Origin of the sequence: Streptomyces zinciresistens K42 (assembly GCF_000225525.1) — a bacterium.
In the GTDB taxonomy this organism is placed as follows: domain Bacteria; phylum Actinomycetota; class Actinomycetes; order Streptomycetales; family Streptomycetaceae; genus Streptomyces; species Streptomyces zinciresistens.
Map to the genome: position 1 here is coordinate 18,512 of NZ_AGBF01000077.1, position 10,266 is coordinate 28,777.

Below are 10,266 nucleotides of genomic sequence, written 5' to 3' on the forward strand. Positions count from 1 at the left end.
CCCGGGGTCGTGGAGCGCGGCCGGGTGCGGACGGGCACACGTCCGCCGCACCCCCGCGACGGAGGCCCCGCGAACGGCACACCCCCGCGCCCCCGCCCCCGTCGCCGGGGCGGGGCGACGCCCTGGCTCTATCTCGCCCCCGCCCTGGTCGTGGTCGGCGGCCTGCTCGTCTACCCCGTCTACCAGCTCGGCCTGATCTCGTTCTTCGAGTACACCCAGGCCCAGGTCAGCGGCGGCGAGCCGACGACCTTCCAGGGCCTCGGGAACTACGCCGAACTCTTCGGCGACCCCCAGTTCTGGCAGGTGCTGCTCGCCACGGTCGTCTTCGCCGCGGCCTGCGTCGTCTCGACCCTGGCCGTCGGCTGCGCCCTCGCCGTCCTGCTCACGCGGGTGCGGGCCGTACCGCGGCTGGCGCTGATGCTCGCCGCGCTCGGCGCCTGGGCGACCCCCGCCATCACCGGCTCCACGGTGTGGCTGTTCCTGTTCGACCCGGACTTCGGCCCGGTCAACCGGGTCCTCGGCCTCGGCGAGTACTCCTGGACGTACGGCAGGTTCAGCGCCTTCTTCCTGGTCCTGCTCCAAGTGGTCTGGTGCTCCTTCCCGTTCGTGATGGTGACGGTCTACGCGGGCATCCGCGCCGTACCGGCCGAGGTGCTGGAGGCCGCCCAGCTGGACGGCGCCTCGCAGTGGCGGATCTGGCGCTCGGTCCTCGCGCCCATGCTCCGGCCGATCCTGGTCGTGGTGACCATCCAGTCGGTCATCTGGGACTTCAAGGTCTTCACCCAGATCTACGTCATGACGGGCGGCGGCGGCATCGCCGGCCAGAACCTCGTGCTCAACGTCTACGCCTACCAGAAGGCGTTCGCGTCCTCGCAGTACAGCCTCGGCTCCGCCATCGGCGTCGTGATGCTGCTGATCCTGCTGGCCGTGACACTCGTGTACCTGCGGCTGCTGCGCAGGCAGGGGGAGGAGCTGTGAACCTCATGAATCCGCTGCGCCTCGTACGGCGGCCCTGGCGGCTGCTCGCGGAGACCTCCGCGCTGCTGATCGCCGTGGTGGTGGCGTTCCCCCTGTACTGGATGGTGCTCGGCGCCTTCAAACCGGCCGGGGAGATCGAGTCGAGCGAACCGCGGCCGTGGACGCTGAACCCCTCGCTGGATTCCTTCCGGCGCGTCTTCGAGCAGAACGAATTCGGCCGCTACTTCCTCAACAGCCTCGTCGTCGCGGGCTCGGTCGTGATCGCCTCGGCACTCATCGCGTTTCTCGCCGCGACCGCCGTGACGCGATTCCGCTTCCGCTTCCGGACCACCCTGCTCATCATGTTTCTCGTGGCGCAGATGGTGCCCGTGGAAGCCCTGACGATCCCGCTGTTCTTCCTCATGCGGGACTTCAACCAGCTGAACACCCTCGGTTCGCTGATCCTGCCGCACATCGCCTTCTCCCTGCCCTTCGCGATCTGGATGCTGAGAGGCTTCGTGAAAGCGGTCCCCGAAGCCCTGGAGGAGGCCGCCTACATCGACGGCGCGAGCCGCTCGCGATTCCTGTGGCAGATCCTTTTCCCGCTGGTCTTCCCGGGGCTCGTGGCCACGAGCGTGTTTTCCTTCATCTCGGCGTGGAACGACTTCCTCTTCGCCAAGTCCTTCATCATCAGCGACACCTCGCAGTCGACCCTGCCCATGGCCCTGCTCGTCTTCTACAAGCCGGACGAGCCGGACTGGGGCGGTGTGATGGCGGCGTCCACGGTGATGACGATTCCGGTGCTGATCTTCTTCGTCCTCGTCCAGCGACGGCTGGTGTCCGGGCTGGGCGGGGCGGTCAAGGACTGACATGACCTCTCTCACGGAACCCACGGAACCCACCGAACCCACGGAACCCACCGGCCCCACGGAGCCCGCAGAACTGATCCCCGCGCCCCGCGCGGCCGCCGCCCCCGCGGCCGGCGGCGTCACGCTGGACCAGGACACCACCCTGTGGGCCGCGCCGGGCACCGGGACCACCGAGCGCTGGCTGCGCGCCGCGCTGGGCGCCGCCTTCGCGCTCCCGCTGCGCCCGGGGCCGGCCGACCGCCCCGGCGGGGTACGGCTGCGCCTGGACGACACCATGGAGCCCGAGGCGTACCGGCTCACCGTCGCCGCCCCGGACGGCGTCGAGATCCGCGGCGGCGGCCCGGCGGGGGTGTTCTGGGGCGCCCAGACCCTGCGCCAGCTCCTCGGCCCCGACGCCTTCCGGCGCGCGCCCGTCCGGCCCGGCGCCCCCCTCCGGATCGCGCCCGTGACCGTCGAGGACGCCCCCCGGTTCGGCTGGCGCGGACTCATGCTCGACGTCGCCCGGCACTTCATGCCGAAGGACGGCGTGCTGCGCTATCTGGACCTGATGGCCGCCCACAAACTCAACGTCCTCCACTTCCATCTGACGGACGACCAGGGCTGGCGCATCGAGATCGCCAGGTACCCGCGGCTGACGGAGACGGGCTCCTGGCGGGCGCGCACGAAATTCGGCCACCGCGCCTCCCCGCTCTGGGACGAGAAGCCGCACGGTGGCCACTACACGCAGGACGACATCCGCGAGATCGTCTCCTACGCCGCCGAGCGGCACATCACCGTCGTCCCGGAAATCGACGTACCCGGCCACTCGCAGGCCGCGATCGCCGCGTACCCGGAACTCGGCAACACCGACGTCGTCGACACGGCCGCCCTCGCCGTCTGGGACGACTGGGGGATCTCCCCGAACGTCCTCGCCCCCACCGACCGCACCCTGCGCTTCTACGAGGGCGTGTTCGAAGAGGTCCTGGAACTCTTTCCCGCGCCGTTCGTCCATGTCGGCGGCGACGAATGCCCCAAGGACCAGTGGCGGCGCTCACCGGCCGCCCAGGAGCGCATCCGGGAACTCGGGCTCGGGGACGAGGACGGGCTCCAGGCGTGGTTCATCCGCCACTTCGACACCTGGCTCACCGCGCGCGGGCGCAGGCTCATCGGCTGGGACGAGATCCTGGAGGGCGGTCTCGCGCCCGGGGCGGCGGTGTCGTCCTGGCGCGGGTACGCGGGCGGCATCGCGGCCGCCCGCGCGGGCCACGACGTCGTCATGTGCCCCGAGCAGCAGGTGTATCTGGACCACCGGCAGGACGCGGGCGCGGACGAGCCGGTCCCCATCGGCTACGTCCGCACCCTGGAGGACGTCTACCGGTTCGAGCCCGTTCCCGCGGAGTTGACGTCCGAGGAGGCGCGGCACGTGCTCGGCACGCAGGCCAACGTGTGGACCGAGGTGATGGAGGATCACGCGCGCGTGGACTACCAGACGTTCCCGCGGCTCGCCGCCTTCGCCGAGGTGGCCTGGAGCGCCCTGCCCGCCCCGGCGGAACGGGACTTCGCCGCCTTCGAGCGGCGGATGGGCGCCCACTACCGGCGGCTCGACGCCCTCGGGGTCGCCTACCGGCCGCCGTCCGGACCGCGCCCCTGGCAGCGGCGGCCCGGGGTGCTCGGCCGCCCGATCGACGGCCCGCCCCCGAACAGATAGCGCAATAAAACCGGCAAGGGGTCACCGGTGAGTGTCAAACGGCACTCATCGGTGAGGGCGTGCGAAAACAGACCATCTCCCCGATGAGGTGGGCGAATGCCTCCTAGCGGACCCGTGTCCTCGTGCCCTGCGAAGATGTGCCAGAGTTGCCACGTCCGCCCTGTCAGCACGTACCGTACGGCAGCACAGGCGGGACCAGGTGGGGCAGCGGGAAGGGGCAGCCGGTTTGACCACGCACGCACCGCAGGCGGCGAAGGCCGTCACGCTGCCCACGACGCTGGACGAGGCCGTGGCGGCACTCGCCGCCGTGCCCGCCGCCGTCCCCGTCGCGGGCGGCACCGACCTCATGGCCGCCGTCAACTCCGGCCAGCTCAGGCCGGCCGCCCTCGTCGGCCTCGGCAGGATCAGCGAGATCCGCGGCTGGCAGTACCAGGACGGCCACGCCCTGCTCGGCGCGGGCCTCACGCACGCGCGCATGGGGCGCCCCGACTTCGCCGCGCTGATCCCCGCGCTCGCCGCCGCCGCGCGCGCGGCCGGCCCGCCGCAGATCCGCAACGCCGGCACCCTCGGCGGCAACATCGCCACCGCGTCCCCGACCGGTGACGCGCTGCCGGTCCTGGCCGCCCTCGAAGCGACCCTGATCATCGCGGGCCCGGACGGCGCCCGCCGGGAGATCCCGGTCTCGCACCTGCTGGCGGGCGTGGACATGCTGCGCGCCGGCGAACTCATCGGCTACGTGCGCGTACCGCTGCTGCACGCGCCGCAGGTCTTCCTCAAGGCCACCGGCCGCACCGGCCCCGGGCGCGCGATGGCCTCGGTCGCGGTCGTCCTCGATCCCGCCCGGCGCGGCATCCGGTGCGCGGTCGGCGCCATAGCGCCGATGCCGCTCCGGCCGCTGGAGGCCGAGCAGTGGGTGGCCCAGCTGATCGACTGGGACAACAGCCGCACGATCGTGCCCGAGGCGCTGCAGGCATTCGGGGAGTACGTCTCCGCGGCGTGCATCCCCGACCCGGCCCCCGCCGAGGACGGGTCCGTGACGCAGCATCCGCCCGCCGTACTGCACCTGCGGCGCACCGTCGCCGCGCTGGCCCGACGAGCACTGGGGAGGGCGCTGTCGTGAGCGACGACCGGCACGGAGAGGGCACGCCCCAGGGCGCGGGCCGCTGGGACCCGCTGCCCCAGGGCGACTACGACGACGGCGCCACGGCCTTCGTCGAGCTCCCCGAGGGCGGCATCGACGCCCTCCTGGCCTCCGCGGACAGCCCGCTCGCCGCACCGGGGCACGGATACGTCCCGCCGCAGATAACGGTCGCGTCGGGCACCACCGCGGGCACCGACCCCGCCGACCCCGGCGGCTGGCCGGTCGCGGGAGCGCCCGCCGAGGGCGGTGGCTGGCCCGCCCCGGACGCCGCGCGCCAGGACACCGGCGGCGACCGGTTCGCGTACGACCCCACGGCCACCCAGCAGTGGAACACCGGCGACGGCGCGGCCGGGCGGCCGGGCCAGGACCCCGCGGGCCACGACGGCACCGGGCAGTGGTCGATCCCGCTCGCCGAGAGCGACCTCGCGGACGAGTCGGGTGAGTTCACCACGTCCTCCCTGGTGGGGCAGTGGGGCGCCGCGCCCCCCGCCGCGCTCCCGGGAGGCGCCTCCGCGCCCTGGGCGCCGCAGCCCGCGGGGCAGCCCTGGGACCGGCAGCCGGAGGCGACGGGCCACACGCCCTACCCCGCCGAGGGGCACCCCGAGGACCCGCACACGCACTCCGGCGGCTACGCCCACCCCGCCGACGACGCCGAAGGCGCCCCAGAGGCCGCCGCACCCCCCGCGGGGCACGAGGAGCCCGGCGCGGATCCCCACGCCGCCACAGAGGCCGCCGAGGGCCCGCAGGAGCCCACCGCCGACGCCGAGGCCGGCGACACGGAGGCCGACTCCGCCGATGAGGAGGGCGCCGCCCCCGGCGACGTACCGCCGCCGTCCGGTGAGGAACACCCCCTCGCCTCCTACGTGCTGCGCGTCAACGGCGTCGACCGGCCCGTCTCGGACGCCTGGATCGGCGAGTCGCTGCTCTACGTGCTGCGCGAGCGGCTCGGCCTCGCGGGCGCCAAGGACGGCTGCTCGCAGGGCGAGTGCGGCGCCTGCAACGTCCAGGTCGACGGACGGCTCGTCGCGTCCTGCCTGGTGCCCTCCGTGACGGCGGCCGGCAGCGAGGTCCGCACCGTGGAGGGCCTCGCCGAGGACGGGCAGCCCTCCGACGTGCAGCGCGCGCTGGCCCGCTGCGGCGCGGTGCAGTGCGGGTTCTGCGTGCCCGGCATGGCGATGACCCTGCACGACCTGCTGGAGGGCAACCCGGCCCCCACCGAGCTGGAGACCCGCCAGGCACTGTGCGGCAACCTCTGCCGCTGCTCCGGATACCGGGGCGTCGTGGACGCCGTGCAGGAGGTCGTCGCCGAGCGCGAGGCGCACGCCGCGGCCGAGGCGTCCGAGCGCGACGGGGACGAACCGCGCATTCCGCACCAGGCGGGTCCGGGCGGCGGCGGGGTCAACCCGTCGGCGTTCGGGACACCGGGCGGCGCGGGAGCGCACGACCAGGAGTACGGCCAGGACGGAGGCCAGGCGTGAGCAACGAAGCCGCCACCGCGACCACCGACCCGGCGGCGGCACCCGCCGCCGAGCCGGTCCCGCACGGCCTCGGCACCTCCCTGCCGGCCGCCGACGCGCGCGCGAAGACCGAGGGCACCTTCCCTTACGCGGCCGACCTGTGGGCCGAGGGCCTGCTGTGGGCGGCCGTACTGCGCTCGCCGCACCCGCACGCGCGCATCATCTCCATCGACACCACCCACGCGCGCGAGATGCCCGGCGTACGGGCCGTCGTCACCCACGAGGACGTGCCCGGCAGCACACTGCTCGGCCGCGGCCGGGCCGACCGGCCGGTCTTCGCCTCCGAGGTCGTGCGCCACCACGGCGAGCCCATCGCGGCCGTCGCCGCCGACCACCCCGACACCGCGCGCCTCGCCGCGGCGGCCGTCATCGTCGAGTACGAGGTGCTCGACCCGGTCATCGACCCCGAGCAGGCGTTCGAGGCCGAGCCGCTGCACCCCGACGGCAACCTGATCCGCCACATCCCGCTGCGGCACGGCGACCCCGACGCGGCCGGCGACGTCGTCGTCGAGGGCCTCTACCGCATCGGCCGCCAGGACCCGGCCCCCATCGGCGCCGAGGCGGGCCTCGCGGTGCCGCGCCCGGACGGCGGCGTGGAGCTGTACCTCGCCTCGACCGACCCGCACGCCGACCGCGACCGGGCCGCCGCCTGCTACGGCCTGGAGCCCGAGCGCGTCAAGGTCGTCGTCACCGGCGTCCCCGGAGCCACCGCCGACCGCGAGGACCAGGGCTTCCAACTGCCGCTCGGACTGCTCGCGCTGAAGACCGGCTGCCCGGTGAAGCTGACGGCCACGCGCGAGGAGTCCTTCCTCGGCCACACCCACCGCCACCCCACCCTGCTGCGGTACCGCCACCACGCCGACGCCGAGGGCAGGCTCGTCAAGGTCGAGGCGCAGATCCTGCTCGACGCGGGCGCCTACGCCGACACCTCCTCCGAGGCGCTGGCCGCGGCGGTGGCCTTCGCCTGCGGCCCCTACGTCGTGCCGAACGCCTTCATCGAGGGCTGGGCCGTACGCACCAACAACCCGCCCTCCGGCCATGTCCGCGGCGAGGGCGCGATGCAGGTGTGCGCCGCCTACGAGGCGCAGATGGACAAGCTCGCCAAGAAGCTCGGCGCGGACCCGGCCGAACTGCGGCTGCGCAACGCCCTCGCGACGGGCGACGTGCTGCCCACCGGCCAGACGGTGACCTGCCCGGCCCCGGTGGCCGAACTGCTCCAGGCGGTACGGGACCATCCGCTTCCGCCGCTGCCCAAGGACACCCCCGAGGACGAGTGGCTGCTGCCCGGCGGCCCCGAGGGCGCGGGTGAACCGGGCGCGGTGCGGCGGGGCGTGGGCTACGGCCTCGGCATGGTCCACATGCTCGGCGCCGAGGGCGCCGACGAGGTCTCCACCGCGACCGTGAAGGTCCACGACGGCGTCGCCACCGTGCTGTGCGCGGCGGTCGAGACCGGCCAGGGCTTCACGACGCTGGCCCGGCAGATCGTCCAGGACACGCTGGGCATCGACGAGGTGCACGTGGCGCCCGTGGACACCGACCAGCCCCCGGCCGGCGCCGGCTGCCGCGGCCGCCACACCTGGGTGTCGGGCGGTGCCGTGGAGCGCGCGGCCAAGATGGTCCGCACCCAGCTGCTCCAGCCGCTGGCCCACAAGTTCGGCATGTCCACCGAACTGCTCCAGATCACCGACGGCAAGATCACCTCCTACGACGGCGTCCTGTCGACCACCGTCACCGAGGCGATGGACGGCAAGGAGCTGTGGGCGACCGCCCAGTGCCGCCCGCACCCCACCGAACCCCTGGACGAGGCGGGCCAGGGCGACGCCTTCGTGGGCATGGCCTTCTGCGCGATCCGCGCCGTGGTGGACGTCGACATCGAGCTGGGCTCGGTGCGCGTGGTCGAGCTGGCGCTCGCCCAGGACGTCGGCCGGGTGCTGAACCCGGCGCAGCTGCGGGCACGCCTGGAGGCGGGCGTGACGCAGGGCGTCGGCATAGCGCTCACGGAGAACCTGCGCTCCGCGCGCGGGCTGATCCGCCACCCCGACCTGACGGGCTACTCGCTGCCCACGGCCCTGGACGCGCCGGACATCCGGATCGTCAAGCTGGTCGAGGAGCGCGACGTGGTCGCCCCGTTCGGCGCGAAGGCGGTGAGCGCGGTGCCGGTGGTGACGTCGCCCGCGGCCGTCGCGGCGGCCGTGCGCGCCGCCACGGGCCGTCCCGTCAACCGGCTCCCCATCCGTCCGCAGGCCGCCGTCGTCACCGGCCAGTGAGCACCCGCCGCGGCGGATCGCGGCGGCGCGGGAACGCGCGGGGGACGGGGAACCACGGTGGACGGGAACGCACGGGAACGCGCGGGGGTGCGCCGGGCGTCCGACGAGTGAAGCGCTGTCGGCGGGCGTGCCGGTTTCGGGGCGCCGCGGCCGGGCGGACCGGTTCCGGGGGCGTTGTCAGTGGTGGCGCGTAGGCTTCTGGTCAGTGGGGACGGCAGGCGGGTGCGGCGGGCCGGACGGCCCCGCCGTGTCCCAGGGGCGGTGAGCAAGCGCATGCGGGGGAGCCATGAGCACGACGATCACGACCCACGCGGGTGACCGGTCGATCATCCTGACCGAGACCGAGCTCGACCCGTACGTCACGCACGCGTCCACGCGGCGCTGGCTGACCGGACCCGGACTGCCCGGGGACAGCGGAGTGCTGAGCTTCGCCGGCCTCTGCCGGGACGGCCTGCGCACGGTCGGGGACTCCACCGGCGACCCCGGCGACCGGCTCGCGGCGGAGCTGCGCGGCCAGCTGGTGATAGGCGAACTGCTCGGCCCCGGCGGCCTGGAGGCCGAGTCGGTCCTGCTGGACGGCGCCACGGGCGAGATCTCGACGACGTACTTCCTGCACGACCGCCCCGACCTCATGGACCGCCGCGCGCTGGCGCCCTCCCTGCGGACGCTGCTGCGCTTCGCCGAGGCCACGGACGAACTCGCCGGTCTGCGCGGCCAGTTCGCCTCCTACGCCGGGCGCTACGGCCCCCAGGCGGTCGCGGAGGCGTCCCGTCATCTGCTGGCCGTGTTCGAGGAGGGCGCGGACGGGGCGCCGGCGCCGTTCTGGAGGATGGCCGCGCTGATCCGGCCGCTGGCCCTGGTCGCCGGGCGCGCGGGGCAGTCGGGGCTGGCCCTGGACCTGCCGCCGCGGCTGCTGGACCAGGAGTTCGGCCGGCGCGAGGTCGTGCGCTTCGAGGAGGTCGACTTCCCCGCCACGCTCACCCATGAGCCGACCCGCCGCTTCCTGCGCGAGGCGGGGCTGCCGGAGGACGGCTTCCTGTTCACCCTGGACACCGACGTCCCGCTGGCGACGCTCGCGGCGTACTGCGCCGACCGCCCCGACTCCGACGACCCGCCGCGCCTGCCGCCCCGGGCCGCGCACCTGATCCGCCTCGGCCATCTCGTCGAGGACAACAGCCTGGTCGTCGACGGGGAGACGGGCGCGGTGCTCAACTGGAGCGAGCCCGAAGGGCGCCTGCACCCGCTGAACACGGACGTCTCCACGCTCGCCTTCACCCTCTGGCTGCTCCACCGCGAGCAGGCGATCGACGAGGAGTCGGGCCACGAGCTGACCACCGACACCTACGACCAGCTCGCCATGACGATGCTCCAGGTCCTCTCGACGGTCGACCCGACCGGCACCGCGGCGGGCGGCGAGGGCCGGCACTACTGGACCGAGGCGTTCCTGGACGAGGCGGGCGGCGTCCTGGAGTCGCCGACCGGCGCACGCTGAAGGCGCCGTCCGTCACTGCCGTCACCGCGGCCGGGCGGGCGGCGGGCGGGTCGACGGGGACGGTCCGGACAGGGGGAGCGCACCGCCACCGGGCGTCCGGCGATCCCCGGTGCGGGTACGTCGTGCCGCGTACGCCGGACGCCGGACGCGGGGCCGGGCACACGGCTCATCGCCGAGCCCCCGCGCGGGCGGCCGAACTGGCTCCGGGGCGGGCCGGCTGGACCGTGGTGACGGCCCACTCCGCGCCGGGCGGTCCCGGAGTACGCCTGCCAGCAGCTCGCGCACTCGCCGCGCCGCCTCGGACCCGCCCCGCCCGCGCGGCGCCCCGGGCCTGAC

At 74.4% G+C, this 10,266-nt stretch carries 7 protein-coding genes; all 7 read left to right on the forward strand.

Features of this window, described 5'->3' with window-relative positions:
* The first annotated feature begins 24 nt into the window (after window positions 1-24).
* The 7 genes from SZN_RS20700 (at window position 25) to SZN_RS20730 (ending at window position 9,930) form a co-directional block, all read left to right on the forward strand.
* Window positions 25-978: a carbohydrate ABC transporter permease gene (locus SZN_RS20700; protein WP_043732068.1), complete on the forward strand. Its 954-nt coding sequence runs from the start codon at window positions 25-27 to the stop codon at window positions 976-978.
* A gap of 5 nt (window positions 979-983) precedes the next feature.
* Window positions 984-1,826 carry a carbohydrate ABC transporter permease gene (locus SZN_RS20705; protein WP_043732070.1) on the forward strand — a complete coding sequence of 281 codons (843 nt, stop codon included), beginning with the start codon at window positions 984-986 and terminating at the stop codon, window positions 1,824-1,826.
* A gap of 1 nt (window position 1,827) precedes the next feature.
* Entirely contained in the window at window positions 1,828-3,513 is a 1,686-nt protein-coding gene (locus SZN_RS20710) for a beta-N-acetylhexosaminidase (RefSeq protein WP_007498196.1), read from the forward strand.
* 226 nt (window positions 3,514-3,739) lie between these two features.
* Entirely contained in the window at window positions 3,740-4,633 is an 894-nt protein-coding gene (locus tag SZN_RS20715) for an FAD binding domain-containing protein (protein ID WP_007498197.1), read from the forward strand.
* Complete coding sequence (locus SZN_RS20720; protein ID WP_007498198.1) at window positions 4,630-6,132, forward strand: 2Fe-2S iron-sulfur cluster-binding protein; 1,503 nt, start codon at window positions 4,630-4,632, stop codon at window positions 6,130-6,132. The genes SZN_RS20715 and SZN_RS20720 overlap by 4 nt, the downstream gene beginning before the upstream one ends.
* A complete protein-coding gene (locus tag SZN_RS20725; RefSeq protein WP_007498199.1) occupies window positions 6,129-8,438 on the forward strand; it encodes a xanthine dehydrogenase family protein molybdopterin-binding subunit in 2,310 nt (769 codons plus the stop codon). The genes SZN_RS20720 and SZN_RS20725 overlap by 4 nt, the downstream gene beginning before the upstream one ends.
* 286 nt (window positions 8,439-8,724) lie before the next feature.
* Window positions 8,725-9,930, forward strand: a complete 1,206-nt coding sequence (locus SZN_RS20730) for an SUKH-4 family immunity protein (protein WP_007498201.1) — start codon at window positions 8,725-8,727, stop codon at window positions 9,928-9,930.
* Window positions 9,931-10,266: the final 336 nt, after the last annotated feature.